Annotated in this window: 11 protein-coding genes; 3 read left to right on the top strand and 8 right to left on the bottom strand. The window is 69.4% G+C overall.

Going from position 1 to position 20,457, the window contains the following annotated elements:
• Positions 1-1,207: GMC oxidoreductase (locus tag AC5Y2S_RS28840; RefSeq protein ID WP_499960036.1), on the top strand; the 1,207-nt coding region annotated here is incomplete at its 5' end.
• Between the two features lie 19 nt (positions 1,208-1,226).
• Here AC5Y2S_RS28840 and AC5Y2S_RS28835 read toward each other — a convergent pair.
• The 8 genes from AC5Y2S_RS28835 to AC5Y2S_RS28800 all read right to left on the bottom strand — a co-directional run bounded on the left by AC5Y2S_RS28835 (position 1,227) and on the right by AC5Y2S_RS28800 (position 18,726).
• A complete protein-coding gene (locus AC5Y2S_RS28835; protein WP_499960035.1) occupies positions 1,227-3,410 on the bottom strand; it encodes an acyltransferase family protein in 2,184 nt (727 codons plus the stop codon).
• A gap of 103 nt (positions 3,411-3,513) precedes the next feature.
• Positions 3,514-10,062: a fatty-acid--AMP ligase gene (locus AC5Y2S_RS28830; protein WP_499960033.1), complete on the bottom strand. Its 6,549-nt coding sequence runs from the start codon at positions 10,060-10,062 to the stop codon at positions 3,514-3,516.
• Between the two features lie 31 nt (positions 10,063-10,093).
• Positions 10,094-11,368 (bottom strand): glycosyltransferase, encoded by a 1,275-nt coding sequence (locus AC5Y2S_RS28825; protein WP_499960031.1) that lies wholly within the window; start codon positions 11,366-11,368, stop codon positions 10,094-10,096.
• A gap of 25 nt (positions 11,369-11,393) precedes the next feature.
• Complete coding sequence (locus AC5Y2S_RS28820) at positions 11,394-12,095, bottom strand: ABC transporter permease (RefSeq protein WP_499960029.1); 702 nt, start codon at positions 12,093-12,095, stop codon at positions 11,394-11,396.
• Between the two features lie 86 nt (positions 12,096-12,181).
• Positions 12,182-12,943, bottom strand: a complete 762-nt coding sequence (locus tag AC5Y2S_RS28815) for an ABC transporter permease (RefSeq protein WP_499960028.1) — start codon at positions 12,941-12,943, stop codon at positions 12,182-12,184.
• On the bottom strand, positions 12,940-13,869 hold the full coding sequence (locus AC5Y2S_RS28810) for an ATP-binding cassette domain-containing protein (protein WP_499960027.1): 930 nt from the start codon (positions 13,867-13,869) through the stop codon (positions 12,940-12,942). Before AC5Y2S_RS28810 ends, AC5Y2S_RS28815 begins: the two co-directional genes overlap by 4 nt.
• Positions 13,870-13,993: 124 nt before the next feature.
• Positions 13,994-17,455: a PE family protein gene (locus AC5Y2S_RS28805; protein ID WP_499960026.1), complete on the bottom strand. Its 3,462-nt coding sequence runs from the start codon at positions 17,453-17,455 to the stop codon at positions 13,994-13,996.
• A 275-nt stretch (positions 17,456-17,730) separates the two neighbouring features.
• Positions 17,731-18,726 (bottom strand): Gfo/Idh/MocA family protein, encoded by a 996-nt coding sequence (locus tag AC5Y2S_RS28800; RefSeq protein WP_499960025.1) that lies wholly within the window; start codon positions 18,724-18,726, stop codon positions 17,731-17,733.
• Between the two features lie 91 nt (positions 18,727-18,817).
• Between AC5Y2S_RS28800 and AC5Y2S_RS28795 the strand changes: the two genes are divergently transcribed.
• Positions 18,818-20,029, top strand: a complete 1,212-nt coding sequence (locus AC5Y2S_RS28795) for a glycosyltransferase family 4 protein (protein ID WP_499960024.1) — start codon at positions 18,818-18,820, stop codon at positions 20,027-20,029.
• Between the two features lie 165 nt (positions 20,030-20,194).
• The coding region (locus tag AC5Y2S_RS28790) for an FAD-binding protein (RefSeq protein WP_499960023.1) at positions 20,195-20,457 on the top strand (263 nt) is incomplete at its 3' end.

Here is a 20,457-nt window from a genome sequence, read left to right as displayed (position 1 = left end):
GGCGTGGCCGATCACCTACGACCAGCTGAGCCCGTGGTACGCCGAGGCCGAAAAACTGCTGGGGGTGCGCGGCGCGCCCGATCCCCTGCGCCCCGAGGCCGCCGACGTCGGTTTGCCTGCGGCCCCACCGTTTTCACCCGACAACCAGCCGCTGGTCAACTATCTGAGCGGCCGCGGCCTGCACCCCTACCACCTGCCGATGGCCTGCGACTACACCGAGGGCTGCACCACCTGCCAGACCTATCTCTGCCCCCGGCCGTGCAAAAACGACGCCGGCCGCAACGGCGTGCTGCCCGCGATCACCGAACACGGCGCGCACCTGCTGGACCAGTGCCGGGTCGTGCGCCTGGAGGCCGACCCCACCCGGGTGCAGCGGGTGATCGCCCAACACCACTCCGACATGCTGGCCTTGCAAGGCAAAGTCGTGGTGCTCGCCGCCGGCGCGCTGGCCACCCCGGTGCTCTTGCTCAACTCACGGTCCGGGGAGTGGCCGCGCGGGCTGGCCAACGGCTCGGACTGGGTGGGCCGCAACCTGATGCGCCACCTGCTCGAGCCGATCGAGATCTGGCCCAACCCCAAACGCACCATCACAGCGCCGAACAAGGAAATCGGGCTCAACGACTTCTATTTCTGTGACGGGCAGAAGTACGGCACCGTGCAGTCGTTCGGCGAGATACCGCCCATGGAGTGGCTAAGCAACCGCCCCGGCCGGCGGGGAAAGGCGCTGCGCGCGACGGGCCCCGCGGGGCGCCGGTTGTATCAGCGGTTCGTCACCGGCGGACTGGTGCTGGCCGGGATCATGGAGGACCTGCCGTATCTGGACAACCGCGTCCTGCCGAGCGACCGGCCCGGCGCCGACGATCGCCAGCGGCTGCGGCTTCGGTACCGGTTACACCCCAGCGAGGTCGAGCGCCGCGCGGCGTTCGTGCAGCGGCTGAAGGAGGTGTTGCAGCCGTTCCGCAACCTCACCCTGGGCACCGGCAAAGACAACGCCAACCTCGGCCACGTCTGCGGCACCTGCCGCTTCGGCACCGATCCGAAAACCAGCGTGCTGGACCCCCAAAACCGGGCGCACGAGGTGGAAAACCTCTACGTGGTGGACACCTCGTTCTTCCCGTCCAGCGCCGGGTTGAACCCCAGTCTGACCGTCGCGGCCAACGCCTTACGGGTGGCCGCGCACGTGAGCCAGGCGCATTTCGCCTCGTGACCCGCTTGCCGTCCGAGGGTCAGCCGTCGGCGAGCGCGCGGTCGGCCAGCGCCCCGATCGCCGGCGCCAACAGCCGCGAGTACTCCAGCGTGATGTGGCGCCAGTCCCGGTAGACGAGGGTGCTGCCGACGATGACCGGGCAGCGGGCTTTGGTGCAGAACAACTCGGTGAGGTCGGCGTATTGTCCGCCGCCGGCCTTGGCGGCGGCGGACTCGGCCGCGATGCCCGGTTGGTTGACCGCCGACGATGTGGGCGGCGAGCAGGCCGTCGCGTCGTCGAGGTGCCCGGACAGGCAGATCGGCACCTCGGACTGCGGATCCGGGATCGGCCCGAGCACCAGCACCTTCGCGCCGATGCCGCGCAGCTGCGCCACGAGATGGGTCAGGCTCTGGACCCAGGCGGGGCCGTATGCGTCGACACCCAGCAGCCGTTCGCTTTCGGCGGTGTAACCCCGCCACATGCTCAGCACCACCAGCCGCGGGTGCTCGGCGCGTAACCGCGCCATGATCTGCTCGCGCCATTGCTGGCAGTGCGAATATCGTTCGGCCAGGTGGTGCAGGGGCACGCGGCTGGGCAAGTCCATCAATGGGCAGGCCCCCTTGGCCAGCGTCTCCAGCCGCCAGTGCCGCTGGGCCGCGATCTGCTGGAACGCCGGGTTCCACATCGCGGCGTTCGAGTCGCCGGCCAGCGCGATCGTCGTCGTCGACGCGGTATCGCCGCTCGCACACTCGGGCTGTCCGACCTCGGCGATATTGCGCAGGCAGCCGTTGAACAACAAATCACCGGACGTCGCCAGGGGCGGGCTCAGGTTCGACGGGACGGCCTGGAGGCCGGCCGACGCCGCGACCGCGGCCTGCACCTGCGCGAACGCCTGCCGCACGGCCGCGTCGTAGGCGTCGACGGCGGAGCCGGCCGGGACGGGGGCCGCGGCGATGGACAGCGGCGCCGCCGCCGGGCCGCGCCCGACCGGGGTCGGCACGTGCTCCAGCAGCACCAGGCCCACCGACACCGCGACCGCGGTGGCCGCACCACCCAGCGCGAGGCTGGCCAGGGCGGATCGGCGGATCGGCGAGGCGAATCGCAGCGGGTTCTCGATGAAACGCAGGGTGAGCACCGCCAACCCGCCGGAGATCAGGGCCGCTGCCAGCCTGGCGGCCAGGCCCAGTGGGTGGCCCAGCAACGCGGGCGCGAGCACCAGCACCGGCCAGTGCCACAGGTACCACGAGTAGGAGATCCGGCCGACCGCCCGCATCGGCGACACCGCCAGGACGCGGCCGCACCCCTGCGACGCCACGGCGCAGCCGGCCCCGATCACCAGCGCCGCGCCCAGTGCGGGCAGCAGCGCGGCGATACCGGGATACGGGGTGGTCGGGCCGAGCCAGACGCAGGCCAGCAGGATCAGGGCCAGCCCGGCCCAGCCGGCCGGCACGGCAGCCCGGGGCGCCAGCCGGCGCCATTGGTCGGCGGTGAGGGCGACGATGCCGCCGACCGCCAACTGCCAGGCCCGGGTCGGCAGCGAGTAGAAGGCCACGGACGGCAACCAGAGGGTGTCCACTAGCGACAGCGCGAACGACGCGACCGCGACCAGCGCGAGGACTACCAGGTAGGGGCGTTTCGAGGCGGTGGCCTGGGTCCTGGTGCGCCGGCGCACGCGCCGGATGACAAAGGCCGTGCCGATGATCAGCGCCGGCCACACCAGGTAGAACTGCTCCTCGACCCCCAACGACCAGTAGTGCTGAAATGGCGACGGCGGCAGGTGGCCGCCGAAGTAGTTGACGCTTCCGTTGATGAACCAGTAATTGCTGACGTACAGCGCGCTGGCGATGCCGTCCCGAAGGACGCTGCCGACCTGCAACGGCGGCAGGAGGAGAAATGCCGCGATGGCGGTGACGACGCCGACGGTGGCCGACGCCGGCAGCAGCCGGCGGGCCCGCGCCCCGTAGAAGCCGCCCAGCCGGACCTTGCCGCTGGCGTTCGCCTCGCGCCACAGCAGCCCGGTGATGAGGAAGCCCGAAATGACGAAGAAGACGTCCACGCCGACGAACCCACCGCTGATACCCGGCATCCCGGCGTGGAACAGGACCACGGCCAGCACGGCGACGGCACGCAAGCCCTCGATGTCGGGGCGGAACCGCGATTGTGCGGAGGGCCGACTCTGCGTCTCTTCGGTTGGGCTGACGCTGTCGGACTGTTGAGAGGTCACCAAGGGAGGATTATCACACGCGTGTTCAACAGATTGCTGGGTTGGCGAAATCACCGGATCGGCACCATCACGGGGGCCGGGTGCCCGACACCGCGAGTGCTGGTTAGTCATCGATCTCTGCGGTCAAATCGAATTCGGCGAAGGTCCGCGAAATGGTCTCCCGCAGCTCATTTTTGGTATTTCTCCGGCCGAGAACATATGCGGAGATCCTGATGAAGATCTTCCCATTGCCCCGCCCCGAGCCCACGAACAGTTGTCCACCGATGTGTTCGAGCGTGCTCTTCTTGATGTCGGGTTCGTAGGACCTCATGTACGCATAGTCGGCGTCGCTGCCGTCGGGCCGGTTCACCGCCGCGGACAGGTCACCGAAATTGGAGACGGTTACCGGAAGGCTGGCACCGCCCGCCGCCATCCCCGCCAGCCTCCTGTTCAGCCGCTTCGGAACCATCGCCGCCAGTGGGAAGGTCGCCAAAAACTCTTCGTCGGGGTTCTCCATCCCCGCGAGGATCGCGTGGGTGATCTTCGCCTGCGTGTCCCTGAGGTCGGCTGCGGCGTGCGTGGGGTCGACCGCGACGTCGACCACCGTGAGCGCATTGCCACGGGTATCGCCTTCGGTCCGAAGCGATATCGGAAATCGCAGCGTGACTTTTCCGTCGTCACGAACGCGCCCCACCCGCACCGCGAGCCTGCACGCGACCCCTGCCACAAGCGAGTTACTGCTCGCACCAAGGCTTTTCGCGCGGGCATCCCACTGCGCCGGGTCGATGTACGCGGTCAGGGCGGGCACCTCGACCGCCTGATCGGCGCCGGCCGTCCTCGGGGAGGGCGGCGCCGCCTTGATCGAGGATGCGAATTGCTTGCGGTCGGGCCAGGCCCGTCGAGCCGTCGCGGCCAAAGCCCGCGCGATGTCGGGCAGTTCTTTGACCGTCTGGCCGAAGTCCTCGCGCAAGGCGCGCCCGGCGGTGCGCGATCCCGCCGGCGGGTAACCCAGATCGCGTGTCACGCCTTCGGCGGCATCGGCGATCGCCTGGACCAACCCGATCCCGTCGACGATCGTGTGCGAAACCACCAGACTTATCGCGGCCCCGCCGTCCTCGAGCGGAAGCACTCCCAGATGCCAGCCAGGTCCCCACTCGGGATCGATGGGTAGGCGCACCCGCTCGTCGGCCCAGGCGCTCACCTCGGAGCGCCGCCGCGGCGTTGCGGCGACATCGATCTCGTCCGGGGCCGGAGCCGCGACCCAGTGATCGCGCGCGAACGGTATCGGGGAGCGTTCGACCCTGCGCCCCAACAGCCCGCGGCCCAGGTTGCGCTGAAAACGCCGCAGGCCATCGAGATTGACGCCCCGGTCGTAGACCCAAATGAACTGGACCTGCGTGCCGTGGACCGCACGCATGGTGAGAAACACCGCTTGATCCACGTGTGCGAGCCTGTTGTCCGCCGGCTCCTCGCTCCGCGTGCCGACCTGAGCCGCCGGGGCCTCGGGCACGTCGGTGTCGTTCAGTAGGTCGGCCAGGTGGCCGGCGAGCTGTGCCGGGGTGGGGTGGTCGAAGGCCAGCGTCGCCGGCAGCGCCAGGCCGGTGTGCCGGTTGAGGCTGTTGCGTAGCTCCATAGCAGTCAGCGAGTCGATGCCGAGATCTTTAAGCGGCCCGTCGGGATCGAGCGCCGCCGGATCGGGATGCGCCAATACGGCGGCGGCCGTCTCGGTGACCAGCGCGGTGAGCGTGTCGAGCCGTTGCTCGCGGGTCTGGGCGGCCAACGTGGCGGCCAGCGTTCGGGGGCTTGCCGGCATGACCCGGTCTTCGTCGGCCAGTGCGGCAAGCGGGCCGGGCCGAGCGGGGGCGAGCCAGTAGCGGCGGTGGTCGAAGGGGTAGGTCGGCAGCGTGACGGTGCGGGCGCGCGGGTACAGGGCTGGCCAGGAGGGGCTGTGGCCGTGAGCGTGCAACTGCGCCAACGCCATTGCCAGGCTGTCGTGGTCGAGACGTTCCCGGTGCAAGGTGATGACGACCGCCGACTGGGCCCGCCCCGGGGTCTGGGCCAGCGTGTCGGTCAGCGCCGGGGCCAACACCGGATGCGGGGACAGTTCCACGAAGCTGCATTCCCCGGCGGCCAGCCGCTCGGCCACCCGGTCATGAAAGCGGACCGGCTCGCGCAGGTTGCGGTACCAATACTCGGCGTCCATCGTCGTGGTGTCCAACGGATCACCCGAACCCGCCTGTCCCACCGTCGAATACAACGGGACCCGCGACAAGGCCGGGGACAGCTCGCCCAACTCGGACAGCAGGCGCTCACGCACCGCCTCGACCTGGGCGCAGTGCGAAGCGTAATCCACCGCAATCGGCCGGAACTGGATGCCGTCGCGCTCACAGGCCGCACCGAACTGCTCCATCGCCGAAGGCTCGCCGCTGATGATGGTGTGCGATGGGCCGTTGATCGCCGAGATGCTCAACGCCGCACCCCACGGCGCCAGCAGGGGCTCGAGTTGCTCGGCGCCCAACAACACCGAAGCCATCGCCCCGGCCCCACACAGTTCGCCCAGGGCTTGGCTGCGCCGCGCCACAATCTGGGCCGCCTCGGGCAACGAAAACACCCCGGCCAGATACGCCGCGGCGATCTCACCCTGCGAGTGCCCGATCACCGCATCCGGGAAGATGCCGTACGAGCCCAGCACCTCGGCCAACGACACCATCATCGTGAACAGCACCGGCTGAACCACATCCACCCGATCCAGCGACCGCGCCCCCGGCTCCTGCAACAACACCTCACGCACCGACCACCCGGTCAACGGGCGCAACGCCTCATCGCAATCATCAACCATCGCCGCAAACACGCGGTGACGCTCATACAACTCGCGGCCCATGCCCGGGTACTGTCCACCCTGGCCGGGCAACACGAACACCGTCTTACCGCGCAAGTGCGCCAGGTAATGGTGCTCAACCAGCTGCGGGTGGGTTTGGCCGTCACGCAGCGCGGTTAACGCGCTCAGCAGGTCGTCGCGGGAAGCGGCCCCGGTGATCACCGCCCGATATGGGTGATGGGCACGGGTGGTGGCCAGGCTGTAGGCCACGTCGGTCAGATCCAGCTCCGGGTGAGCGAGCAGGTGCTGGTGCAGCCGGTCGGCCTGGGCGCGCAGCGCCGCCGGGGTGCGCGCCGACACCGGCCACACCCGAAGCCCCAAGTCGACACCGTCGGGTTCTTCGGCCGACTCGACCGGCGCGGCGGGGGCTTGCTGCAGGATCACATGGGCGTTGGTGCCGCTGATCCCGAACGAGGACACCGCCGCCGTGCGCGGATGATCGGTGACCGGCCACGGCACCGCGTCGGTCAGCAGCCGCACCGTGCCCGCCGACCAATCCACATGCGGGCTGGGCCGACCCACGTTCAACGTCGGCGGCAAACTGTCGTGATTGAGCGCCTCGATCATCTTGATCAACCCCGCCACCCCCGCCGCCGCCTGCGTGTGACCGATGTTCGACTTGATCGACCCCAACCACAACGGGCGCTCCGCGCTGCGCGCCGCACCGTAAGTCGCGATCAACGCACCCGCCTCGATCGGATCCCCCAACGTGGTGCCGGTGCCATGCGCCTCGACCACATCCACCTGATCCAGCCCGACCCCCGCGTTGGCCGCCGCCTGAGCGATCACCCGTTGCTGCGCCGGCCCATTCGGTGCCGTCAACCCGTTCGACGCGCCATCCTGGTTGATCGCCGAACCCGCGATCACCGCCACCACCGGATGGCCGTGGCGCCGGGCATCGCTGAGCCGCTCCAACACCACCACCGCCGCACCCTCACCCCAACCGGTGCCATCGGCGTTGGCCGCAAACGCTTTACAGCGCCCATCGGCGGCCAGCCCACGCTGGCGGGCGAACTCGGTGAACACCGACGGCGTCGTCATCACCGTCACCCCCCCGGCCAGGGCAAGAGACGACTCTCCATTGCGCAGCGACTGACACGCCAAATGCGTGGCCACCAACGACGACGAACAGGCGGTGTCGACGGTGATCGCCGGGCCCTGCAACCCCAACGCATACGCCACCCGCCCCGAGGCCACGCTGGGGGACAGCCCGGTCAGCGCGTAGCCCTCCACGCCCTCCGAGCCGCCTCCGCCGTAGGACTGTGACCACGCCCCGACGAACACGCCGGTCTCGGTACGCACCAACCCGGCCGGGTCAATTCGGGCCGTCTCCAACGCTTCCCAGCACACCTCCAGCAGCAACCGCTGCTGAGGATCCATGGTTTGGGCCTCGCGTCCCGAGATCCCGAAGAACTCCGCATCGAACCCGGCCGCGTCCACCAAGAACCCCCCGGCGCGGGCATACGTCTTGCCCACCGCATCCGGGTCGGGGTCGAACAACTCCCCCAAATTCCAGCCCCGGTCGCCGGGAAACGCCCCGACGGCGTCGGTGCCGGTGGCCACCAAATCCCACAACGCCTCCGGCGAATCCACCCCACCGGGGAACCGACATGCCATGCCCACCACCGCAATCGGCTCGTCCACCGCGACCTGCGATTCCACCGGCGAGGCCGCCGCGACCGGCCCGTCCAGCAGCTGGGCCAGGCGGGCGGCCAACTCATCGGGCGTCGGATAGTCGAACGCCAGCGTCGCCGGCAACGGCAACTCGGTTTCGGTCCTGAGCCGATCCAACAACTCCGTCGCCTTCACCGAATCGAAACCCAGGTCCCCGAAAGCGGATTCGGGGTCGACGTCCTCGGGGCTGGGACGCCCCAACACCGCCGCCGCCTGCGCGCACACCACCTGCACCAGCAGGTCATGCTCCTGGCGGCGGAGCGTTTGCTGCTGGCGGCGGAGCGTGCGCAGGCGCTGCGTCCATCCCGAGTCGGAGCCGACGCCCACATCGACGTCCTCGACCGCGTGCGGCGCCGGCCCGCGGATCTGCCCGTCCAAGCGGGTGAACTCGTCGCGCAGATACAGCTGCAGGCAGTCCCTTCGCCGGACCTTGCCGCTCGTGGTGATGGGTATCGAACCAGGCGGCACCAGAACCAGATCCGCCACACTCAGACCGTGTGCCTTCGATACGGCCGTGGTGATTTCGCGCCGGACGGTGCCCATCCGCTGCATCGCGGCCTCTTCGGGTTCGTCCCGATTCTTGAGCTCCGCAATAGCGACCAGGCTCTCCAGGCCGCCGTCATCCGGAACCCCTATCGCCACGCAGCGGCCCCGGGTGATCTCCTGGATGGTCGACTCGATGTCGTCGGGAGAATGGTTGCGCCCGTAGACGATCAAGAGGTCCTTGATCCGGCCGAGGATGAACAGCTCGCCGTCGGAGAAGAAGCCCAAATCTCCGGACCGCAGCCAAGGGCCCTCGGATGCGCCGGCCGACGCCCCGACAAGGGTGGCACCGAACATGCCCTCGGTGCCTGGCGGGTTGCCCCAATAGCCCAGCGCGACATTGCCACCCTGCACCCAGATCTCACCGACGGTTCCCGCCGGACACTCGGTGGTGGTATCGGGGTCGACGATGCGCACCGCCGGCGACCTCGGCACGCCGTAACTCACCAGCGGCGTGCCCCCGTCCCCGCAGCGTTTCGCGTGCCCGGCGGTCAGCTTCTCCGATTCGAAGTGAACGATTTCGGGCGAATGGCCCGGTTCGCGCGTCGCGATGTACACCGTCGCTTCCGCCATGCCATACGCGGGCCGCAACATCCGGTCGTGAAAGTTGAAGCGGGCAAACCGCTCGGCAAAGCGTTGCAGCGTCACGGGTTGCACTCGCTCGCTGCCGTTGAGGATGCCGAGGACGTCGCCTAGGTCGAGCCCGGCCATGTCGTCGTCGGACGTTTTGCGCGCCGCCAATTCGAACGCGAAGTTCGGCGCCGCGGAGAATGCGTGGCTGTTGCTCGCCAGCGCTTGCACCCATCGGGCGGGTCGCTGCAGGAACGACGCCGGGCTGGTGATCTGGGTGGGAAATCCCGCCAGAATGGGAAAGATGATGGCCAGATACAAACCCATGTCGTGATAGAACGGCAGCCAGGACACCATCGTGGTGTCGGGCGGGGCGGCCCCGCCGAAGATGTCCACATTGATCTGGTCGAAGTTCGCCACGATGTTGTGGTGCGAGATCTCCACGCCCTTCGGAGTGCGGGTCGACCCGGAGGTGTACTGCAAATAGGCGATTTCCGGCCGGATCTCGGCCTCCGCGGCCGCTCCATTCTCAGCGTCGAGGTCCAGCAGATCGACCTCGATGACCGGCGGCGCTGGTTCACCCCGCTTCGAGTTGAGGTACTCGACAATGTTGCCCGCCACAGACGATGTCGTGAGGATCGCCGACGGCGACGCGTCGCTCAGCACCGAAATAAACCGCTCATCGGTGACGCCACCGAGCGGAACCGATAGCGGAACGGCGATCTGACCGGCTTGCAACGCGCCCAAAAATCCAGCGACGTAACCGAGTCCCTGCGGTGCCGCGATCACCACGCGATCGCCCATCGACCCGCAGGTGTCGAGTTCCCGCGCCACGTTCAGCGTGCGGCGATACAGCTGCGACCACGTCAGGGTTTCCGGAACACCCGCCCAGTCCCGCTCGTAATCGACAAACGTGAACGCCGGCTCGCTGGGGCGCAAGCCAGCGCGTTCCCGCAGCACAGAAGGGACGGAAGACCCGTGTCCTTGCGGAGCGTCAGCACGAATCATCGGGGAGTTCCTAGCGCGAGAGGGTTTTCGATCAGCCGACCCGTTGCAGGCGGGCGAAGTTTTCCACGAGATCGGTAGCGGCAGCGACGCTTTCGGCGGGTTTGGTCATCCGTGGGGCAAGCTCGCGGGCCCGGCCGAGATATTCCGGGGCGAGAATCCGGCGAAGATCCTTGACCAGTGTGTCCTCGGTGGTGGTCGAAAGCCGCCGGGAGGTGCCCACCCCCAAGCGTTTGAGCGCCGCCCCCTCCAGCGGCTGGTCATAGAACGTCCAGAGCACCACCTGCGGGACTCCGGAGCGCAGGCAGGTGGCCGTGGTGGCCGCGCCACCGTGATGCACGACCGCGCGGCAGGCCGGAAAAATCGCCTCGTAATTCACCGCACCCACCACCTTGACGTGGTCGAACTGGTGGATGTCGCTGAAGTCGCTGACGCCGGCGCACACCAGCGCCCGCTCACCCAGCCGCGCGCACGCCGCAGCGATCATGGCCAGCACGGTGGCGGCGGATTCGACTGCGAGACTGCCGAATGCGAAGCAAATCGGCGGTGTCCCCGCCGCGATCCAGGACAAGACGTCGTCGTCGGCATCCTGCGGGAAGCCCAGCGTCAGCGTGCCTACGAGGGGGCGCTTGCCGTTCCATTTCGCCCATTCGGCTTCCAGCCCCGGAACGAAAAGGCGGTCGTAGCCCTGGATTTCAAGGGATCCTCGCTCTTCGATCCGGCGCGGCCAGGGTTGCGTCGCATCGGGCAGACCCAGTAGCCGACGTTGCTCGTCCTCGGCTTTCTTCGCCGGGCCGCCCCACGTCAGCCGCTCGTATCCCCGCATTGCGGCGCGGCCCAACGGCGCGGGCAGCAATGGCATAACTTTGCCGTTGGCCCGGATCGGGAACCAATGCAGCATGGCGAACGGAATGTCGTAGTACTCAGCGACATTGAAGGGGAACTGCTCGAATCCGTATCCGGAGATGATCAGGTCGGCGCCGTCCGCCAGCGACTTCAGCGTGTCGTAGGCTTCCTCCGTCCAGCATTGGCTCACGATCTCCGCGATCTCGCGCCCCAACCGGTCCAGCTCCTGCATCCGCCACGGGCTGCGGAACAACAGCGTCCAGTAGTCGCGCTGCACGTCCATGATGATCCGCGAATCGAGACCGTAGCCCACGGCCGCAACCCCCGCCGCCTCGGCGAAGCCGACCAGGTTGGGCGGCACCGCCATGCGCACGTCATGCCCCCGGCGCGTCAGCTCACGGCCCACCACGACGGAGGGCTCGACGTCGCCGCGTGCTCCGTAGCACGCCAGCGCGAATTTCATGACGAGTCTTGACCTTTCAGTTGTGTCAGTGCCCCGATTCGGCGGCGGCACGGTAACCGCGAACGGCCAGCGGCCCGAGCACCGCGGCAAGACCGACTGCCCACGCAACCGTCACCAGGAGCGGAAACAACACGGGACCGCCTTGGGCAAGCCCCCGCATCGACTCGATCGTCGCCCACATCGGTTGCAGGCGAATCTCCATGCGCACCCACGAAGGCAGCGTTTGAGTGGGAACAACACCGGAGCTGGCGAACACCGCACCGGTGGACGGCACCCCCAGCCACATGAGCGCGGAACCGGTCCGGGCCCGTACCGCTATCGCGATCACCGCCATCGAGAAGACGACCACCACCAGCGCCGGCACCAGCACGAACGGGATGACGTTGAGCAGGCCGCCTTTGAAGCGGAGTCCGAGTCCGACACCGACCGCCGTGATCAGCGAGGCACTTACCAGCGTGCGCGCGGCCTCGGCGAGCAGCCTGCCGGTCAGCGCGCTGGCCCGGTGTACGGGAAACACCCACAGCCGGCCGATGAGGCCGCTGTCGCGGTCGATCCACATGCGGCGGCCGGTCGCGAGCGCCCCGAACATCGCACCGGCGACGGCGCACATCGGCACAAGTCCGTAGAGACTTTCCGTGCCGGTGATCCTGATTATCGACTTGCCTACCAACAGTTTGTAGGCAATGAGCAGAAAGGTCGGGAACACCAGAGCCTGGATCAGCACCATCGGCTGGCGGCGCCACCGGGTCAGGAGATGGCTTGCGAACAACAGGGTTTCGCTGGCCAGGGAACTCCGCGGCGGTGCCTGTGCGGTCATTGCGGGCGCCCCTGCACCCGCACCGCGATTGCGCCGAACACCACCAGCAGCCCGAGACACCACGCGAGGCTGGTCGCCAAATTGCTCACCGCGACATGGCCGGTGGTGAAGCCGCGCAGGGTTTGCGTTACCTGCGACACGGGCTGGTAGCGCACGAACGGATGCAGCCAGTCGGGGAACGAGTCGGCGGGCGCCATCCCGGTGGAGAGCATGACCAGCAGCATCTGGGGAACCAGGAGCAGCTGATCCAACACGCCGCTGCTCGCGAACCGGCCTTGCGAGGCGACGGAAAGGACCCCCGCCGCATCGGCGGCGAGCGACAGCGCCAGCGTCAACACGAGGGTGAGGACGGCGAAGGCGACCGCATAGATCAACCCGCCGAACATTCGGAACCCGAACGCGTAACCGATGGCGATCGCCGCAAGCAAGCCGAGGGTCCCGCGGAACAGGCAGTACGACATTCGGGCCATCAGCGGCGTGACCGCGGATATGGGAAGGGTGCGGAGTCGGTCCGCGAAGTCGCTCCGCTCGTCCTGGGCGGCACGGTCGATGGTCGTCAGCGCGCCGAGAAAGATCACCTGGATGACGACGACCGGCAGGACGTACTGCGGGTAGCTCATGCCACCGGTGTCGATCACATTGCCCAGCATGAAATTGAAGACGACGAAGTTCAGTGCGGGCGACACCACCGCGAATATCAGATCGTTGCGCATCGCGTTCTGCACGGCACGCTCGGTGAGCGCAGCGAGCGCGGTCACGTGGTGACTTTCGCGGTGAGGTGTAGAAACGCCTCGTCCAAAGACGGCTTGCGCAGCGCGATATCGAGGAGCTCGACGCCGAGCCGGTCGACCCGGCGAAACACCTCGCCGAGCGTCGCGACACCGTCGGGCGAGAGCACCGAGACGGTGTTCGCCTCGTAGTCGGCTTCGGCGCCCTCGAGGTCGGCGACCGCTTCCAGGATCTTGGCGAGGTCGGCCGGATTTACCGGACTCACCGTGCAATAGCCCAATCCCACGCGCCGCTTGAGCTCTTCGGCGGTGCCTTCGGCGACGACGCAACCTTTGTTCAGAACGACGATCGAATCGCTGAGGACGTCGGCTTCTTCGAGGTATTGGGTCGTGAGCAGGATTGTCACGCCCTGGGATGACAAGGACGACACCAAGTTCCACACATCGCGGCGACTACGCGGGTCCAGCCCGGTGGTCGGCTCGTCGAGGAACAGCACTTCCGGCGGCACCATCAGCCCGGCCGCGATGTCGATGCGGCGCACCATTCCACCGGAATAGGTGTGCACCGGCCGGTCGGCGGCGTGCGACATGTCGAAGTCATTGATCAATGCGTCGGCGCGCAGCCGCGCGTCTTTGCGCCGCATTCCCCGCAGCCGGCCGAACAACACCAGGTTCTCCCGGCCGGTGAGCTCGAAATCGAGCGCCGCCAGCTGCCCGATGCTTCCGATGCTCGCCCGCACCTGGGCCGCCTCCCGGACGACGTCGTGCCCGGCCACGACCGCTCTACCGGAGGTGGGCCGCAGCAACGTCGAGAGGATCTTGATCGCGGTCGACTTACCGGCACCGTTGTGACCGAGCAGAGCGCAGACCGACCCGGTCGGAACGAAAAAACTCACGTCCTGCAGCGCGTGTATTTTTCCGTCGAAAGCCTTTGCTACGCGGTCCAGCTCGATCACGAAGACAGACCATACCCGTCGGTAGACGCGTGTTGAATAGAAACGGGCCGCTGTGGTTGTAAAGCTGGCCCGGTCGCGAGCGCCGGCCGGGCCCGGGGATGGCCGTTCAGGCCCGCCGATGTCGTCATCCGTGGCTGCCGGGAGCGCCGGGTTGCGGGGTTCCGATTCCTTGGGTGGTGGCCGCCCCACCGGCCCCACCGGCGCCGCCGGGGGTGCCGGTCCCGCCGTCGCCGCCGTTCCCGCCGGTGGGGGTGGCCGCGGAGAAGGTAGAAGCGATTGCCGCAAGCCCACCGGCCCCACCGCCGCCACCGACTCCGCTGGTGGCGGCGCCGCCGTCGCCGCCGCGGCCGCCGTTGACGTTTCCGAATCCGTTCGTTACGGCCTGACCCCCGGTACCGCCGGCCCCACCGGACGCGCCCGCCCCACCCGCGCCGGCGGCGCCGCCCGTGCCGACGGCCGAAGAGGTATCGGTCTGGATGGTCACGTCCCCGCCGTCCCCGCCGCCCCCACCGACGCCGACGGTGCCGGTGCCACCGGCGCCGCCGTGCCCGCCGCCGACGTTTCCGAAGCCGTTCGTCAGGACACCGCCACCGGCACCACCGGCGCCACCGGAAGTGCCGTTCCCGCCGGCACCACCATCACCCCCGGTGCCGACGGCCGCCGAGGCGGAGGTCTGGATGGTCACGCCGCCGCCGGCGCCGCCCACTCCGCCGACGCCCAGGCTGCCATTGCCGCCGGCCCCGCCGTGGCCGCCGTTGGTCACTCCCGTTCCGTTCGTGATGACCGCCCCGCCGGTCCCGCCCTTGCCACCGGAGCTGCCGTCCCCGCCCTTGCCGGCGTCGCCGCCGGTGCCGGTGGCCGCGGAAGTGCCCTGGATGGCAACGCCACCACCGTTCCCGCCGGCCCCGCCGACACCGGTGCTGCCGCTGCCACCGGAGCCCCCATGGCCACCGGCGGCGTTGCCCGTTCCGTTCGTTTGGACCGCCCCACCTGTGCCGCCGGCACCACCGGATCCGCCGTTCCCGCCGTTGCCGGCATCGCCGCCCGTGGCGGTAGCCGAAGAGGAAGAACTCTGGATGGCCACGCCACCGCCGTTGCCACCGGCCCCACCGACACCGCTGCTGCCGGTACCGCCCGCGCCGCCATGGCCACCGGTAGTGGCGCCGGTTCCGTTCGTTTGGACCGCTCCACCGGCGCCGCCCGCACCACCGGAGGCGCCGTTGCCGCCCTTGCCACCGTCGCCGCCGGTGACGGCGACCGAAGAGGAAGAACTCTGGATGGCCACGCCGCCGCCGTTCCCGCCGGCGCCACCCACACCGGTGGTGCCGGCGCCACCGGCGCCGCCCGCACCGGGTTTGACGGTTCCCGTGCCGTTGGTGAGGACCTGCCCACCCGCTCCACCGGCGCCACCGGATGCGCCGTCCCCGCCAATGCCACCGTCGCCGCCCGTGACGATGGCCGACGAGGAAGCATTCTGGATGGCCACGCCACCGCCGGCCCCGCCGGCGCCACCCACACCGCTGCCGCCGGTGCCACCGGCACCGCCATGGCCGCCGGCGGTGACGCCGGTGCCGTTCGTGACCACCACCCCACCGGCCCCCCCGGCACCACCGGAGACGCCGCTCCCGCCGGTGCCGCCGTCGCCGCCGCTGACGGCGGCCGAAGAGGTGGCGCTCTGGAACTGCACGCTGCCACCGACCCCACCGACCCCGCCGACGCCACCGGTGCCGGTGCCGCCGTCCCCGCCATGGCCGCCAACGGTGGCTCCCGCTCCGTTGGTGACGACCACGCCACCGGCGCCACCGGCACCGCCGGCAAAGCCCTGCCCGCCATGGCCACCCGCGCCGCCGGTGACGACTGCCGAAGATGTTCCGTTCTGGAATTGCACGCTGCCGCCGGCACCGCCGGCCCCACCGAGGCCGACGCTGGCGGTGCCACCGTCGCCGCCGTGGCCGCCGGTCGTGGTGCCGGACCCGGCGGTGATGACCTGTCCACCGGCCCCACCGGCCCCACCGAAGGCGCCACTCCCGCCAGTGCCGCCGGCGCCGCCGACGACGGGGACGGCATTGGAGGCATTCGTGATAAGCACGGCGCCCCCGGCCCCGCCCCCCCCACCGACGCCGCCGACGCTGGTACCGCCGTTGCCGCCCGTGCCGGGTGTGACGGCGCCCGTGCCGGCCGTGGAGACCGTGGCCCCGTTGCCGCCGGCGCCGCCGTTACCACTGCCCGGGGCGTTGCCACCCTTACCGCCGTTGCCTGCCTGCGAAGCGGCAGCGCCGCCGTTACCGCCGTTACCGCCGTTACCGTTGCCGGCGCCATCGCCGCCGGCGCCCCCGGTGCCGCCAGTGCCGGTCTGCGAAACGGCAGCGCCGCCGGTGCCGCCGTTACCGCCGTGACCATTGACAGCGCCCGTGCCGCCCGCGCCGCCGTCGCCGCCGCTGCTCCCGCTGCCGCCGTTGCCGCCGTTGCCGCCGTCCGGATGAAGCAGGGTGCCGGCCGCGCCTTGACCTCCGGTGCCGCCGGCGCCGGAGGTACCGGTGGTGCCGGCGTTACCGCTGGCGCCCGAAGTGCCGAAAATACCGGCGGAACCGCCGGCACCGCCGGCTCCTGCGGCGCCGCCTACACCGCCCGCGCCGCCGGCGCCACCGGTGCCGTTGTTGATGCTGAAGTCGCCGACCCCGCCGGTGCCGCCGGCACCGCCATTGCCTCCGGATCCGCCCAGGCCGCCGTCCCCGCCGGCGCTCAGGAACCCGACGGCGCTGCCGCCAGCGCCACCGGCGCCGCCGGCGCCGCCGGCGAAACTCGAGCCCGGCTGGCCGGGGGCGCCGGTGGCGCCGGCGGTGCTGTACCCGCCCTGGCCTCCGGCACCGCCGTTACCGCCGGATCCGCCCAACAGCGACTCGCTCGCCCCGCCGGCCCCGCCGTTGCCTCCGGCACCACCCTGCTGGCCCGCCAGCGTGGCGGAGCCGCCGGCCCCGCCGTTGCCGCCGTTGCCGGCGGCGCCCCCGCCGAACAGTCCATTCCTGCCCCCGGCCCCGCCGTTACCCCCGTTCACCCCGGCCGTAGTGGCGGATGCGCCGGCCCCGCCGTTGCCGCCGTGGCCGAAAAAGCCCGCCGACCCGCCGTTACCTCCGCTTTGCCCGGTCCCTGCCGCCCCGGCCGCGCCGTTGCCGCCGTTGCCCCACAAGATCCCGCCGTCGCCGCCGTTGCCGCCCGGGGTGGTGGCGTCGGCGCCGTCGCCGATCAGCGGACGCCCCGTTAGCGCCTGGACCTGCCCATTGATCGCCGAAAGCGCCTGGTCCAACGGTGAAGCATTGGCCGCCTCGGCGGCCGCGTAGGCGCCCGCCGCGCCGTCCAATGCCCGCACGAACTGTGCGTGAAACGCCTCCGCCTGCGCGCTCAGCGCCTGTTGCTCCTGCGCAAAGGCGCCGAACAACTTCGCGATCGCCGCGGACACCTCGTCCTGGGCCGCAGCCGCCACGGACGTCGTCGAAGGCGCCGCCGACGCGTATGCCGCAACGATCGTCCGCCCGACCCCGGTCAAATCCGCCGACGCGGTGGCCAAAGCTCCCGATGTTGCGATCACATAGGAAGACAAATGAGCTCCCCCTCGTGGGGACGGGACGGTCTATTGGACGCGAGTATTTTAGGGCGTAGGTTACGCGTGTCTAATACGGTTTGGAATCCGATTCCGAAAGTTTGAATCGCGTGTGATTTGCGTACCCCGGACCGCCGCGGCAACGCGCAGCTCTCGTTGTGTGACTGATGCGACAGGAGCGACTAGGGGTCAGGTTTGGTCTCACGAACACGCTGCGGCTGTCGCAACCCTGGCAAAGAGGTCCGACCTGCCTGTCCGTTGATTCACGCGGCGGGCTCACGGAGCGGAAGGCCGGCGGCGCGGTACATCGCGTCGATGACGGTCATGTTCTCGATCGCTTCCTCCGGTGTCGTCTTCACCGGCTCACCGCGCAGCACCGCCGCGGCGAAGGCGTCAAGCTGATGCCCGTAGGTAGAGCGCCCCGCCGTGAAGTTCTCCACCCGCTTCCCGGCGGCCGACCGGACCGAGAACCGCTGGAACGGGATCAGCGGGTTGAGCCGCAACTCGCCGCGATCGCCAACCACCTTCACCGTCAAGCGCGGTAGGGCCATCGACCACATCGAGCAGTGGATCCGGCCGGTGTGCCCGCCGGCGAACCGCAGCTCGGCCGTCATGGCCCGGTCCACGTTAGGGCCGCGCAGTTTCGCATGCGCCGCAACGACTTCCGGGGTCGAACCGCCGAACCTGCGCACCATGTCGACCGCATAGCAGCCGAGGTCCATCAGCGCGCCACCGGCCAGCGCGTAGTTGTAGCGGTTGTGCGAGAGCTTCGGCATCCAGAAGCACCACTGGGCGTCGACGCGCTCCAGCGTGCCGAGCTCTTCCGAGGCGATGATCTCCTCCACCCGCGCCGCGCACGGGTGGTAGCGGTAGTGAAATGCCTCCATCACAACCCGCTCCGACCGGGCGGCAACCTCGGCGACCTCGCGGGCCTCGGCGGCATTGGCCGTGAACGGCTTTTCGCACAGCACGTGCTTGCCCGCGTCGAGCGCGGCCCGAGTCCACCTGCCGTGCAACCCAATTGGCAGCGGGTTGTAGATGGCGTCGAGGTCCGGGTCGGCGATCAGCGCCTCGTAGCTGTCATGCACGCGGGCGATGCCGTATTTGGCGGCAAAGGCCTGAGCGCGGGACACATCGCGGGCGGCCACCGCGGCCACCACGACCTCGTCGTTGTCCCGAGCGGGCTTGATGAGCGCCGTCGGCGTGATGCGCGCCGCCCCCAGGATGCCGATCCGCACCGGTGCGCCGCCTCCAGACACGGTCGGGATGCTAGCAGTCGGCCCATATTCGGGCCGGGCGCCGTTGCGGGCGAGATGCGGCTACGAAGCCCGTCCGACATACACTCTGGCAATGCTCGCCGCTGATGCCTTGCGCCGCGTGGGAAATCGGCTCCGCGCGATCACGGCGTCGCGCGGGGCCGGCCCTGTCCCCCGGGTGATGGTGATCTCCAACGTAGGCAGTTTCGGCGGAGGGGGCGCGCTCGACTTCCGCGACATGGTCTTCGCCATCCACGAAAAGCGGCCCGACATAGACGTCGTCGCCGTCTGCCCGTGGAAGGGAAGCCTGGTCACGGAATGCGCCCGGCACGATATCTCGACCAAAATCACCTGGATACCGGGCTGGGCTTTCCTCGCGCGGTCGCGCGCGCCGCGCGTCGAGGCGCTCGTCGGCACGGTCCCGTACCTCGCGATGCTGCTCGTCGGCATAGTGCCCGCGCTGTTCCTCCTTGTTCGGCAGCGGCCGACGATGGTGCTCACCAACACGATGGTCATCCCCGCGCACGCGATCGCCGCCAAGCTGCTCGGGATCCCGCATTACTGGCTGGTCCGCGAGTTCGGCAAAGATGACCACCGGCTCTGGTTCCTGTTTGGCTATCGCAACACCATTCGCCTCATCGGCCGGCTGTCGGACGTGGTGATCTGCAACTCGCGTGCGGTTGAGGACGCTTTGCTCGCAGTAGACCCGAAGATGACGACGCACGTGGTCTACCCGGTCGTCGACACCCCGCTCGGCACACCGCCGGAGCGGCAGCCGGGAGAGCGCATGCGAGCCGTGTTGATCGGCTACTTCTCCCAAGCCAAGGGACAGCGCATTGCGGTCGAGGCCGTGGCCATCGCCCGGGCGGCCGGGGTCGACATCGAGTTGGACTTGGTCGGCGCCGGCAACCAGAAACCACTTCGCGAACTCGCCCGGCGCCTGGGCGTCGAGGACCTGGTGAACATCCATGGGCGCACCCGCGACGTCGGCCGCTACTGGTCCGCCGCCCACGTCGGCCTCATGTGCAGCCAATGCGAGGCATTCGGCCGCGTAACCGTGGAGGCGATGCGGGCCGGCCTGCCGGTGTGCGGGACGGACGCGGGTGGCACGCCGGAGATCATCGATCCGGGTGTCAATGGATTGCTAAGCCCCGCCGGCGACCCAAACGCACTCGCAGCCAACCTGATGACGCTGGAATCGGACGAAGACCTCCGTCGCAAGCTCGCCGTTCGCGCGGTGGAAACGCCGCGCTTCCAACGCGACCGTCACGACGATGAATTCATCAGCATTCTTGGCCTGTCGTGAAGCGCATCGGACGATGCTGGGCCAGAACGGGTCCCACGCCGAGCGCAATTCCGCCCGACTAGAGCGGCAACTTTTACCCCTTCCATGCGCGGTGTGCGATGCTACGATCTCGATTCGCCGGGACCGGGCCAAGCGTTGAGCCATGATCGGCTGAGGAGTTGAATCTTGGCTGTCGGCGAGTTGGGTCCGCGCGAGGCCGAACGCGTTGTGTGGGACGTGATCGTCGTCGGCACGGGCATGGGCGGCGGGATGCTGGGTTATTCGCTGGCCCGCGCGGGCCGGCGGGTGCTGTTCGTCGAAAAGGGCCGCTCGACCCTGCCCGGGACACCGGGAACGATTCGCGCGGCCATGCCCGAACTGGCCGAGCCGCGTGCCGCCCGTTCGGCGGAGACCTACTACGACGCCCTGGCCCGGGCCGGGCGTTCCAA

The organism is Mycobacterium sp. NGS69 (assembly GCF_059812165.1).
Note: the sequence above shows the minus strand (reverse complement) of the source record. Positions and strands in the feature narration are given on the sequence as shown.

Bases quoted from the DNA above. Each gene is read 5' to 3' on its own strand.
- AC5Y2S_RS28830 (WP_499960033.1), bottom strand. From the start codon at position 10,062: ATGATTCGTGCTGACGCTCCGCAAGGACACGGGTCTTCCGTCCCTTCT.
- AC5Y2S_RS28825 (WP_499960031.1), bottom strand. From the start codon at position 11,368: ATGAAATTCGCGCTGGCGTGCTACGGAGCACGCGGCGACGTCGAGCCC.
- AC5Y2S_RS28820 (WP_499960029.1), bottom strand. From the start codon at position 12,095: ATGGTGCTGATCCAGGCTCTGGTGTTCCCGACCTTTCTGCTCATTGCC.
- AC5Y2S_RS28795 (WP_499960024.1), top strand. From the start codon at position 18,818: ATGCTCGCCGCTGATGCCTTGCGCCGCGTGGGAAATCGGCTCCGCGCG.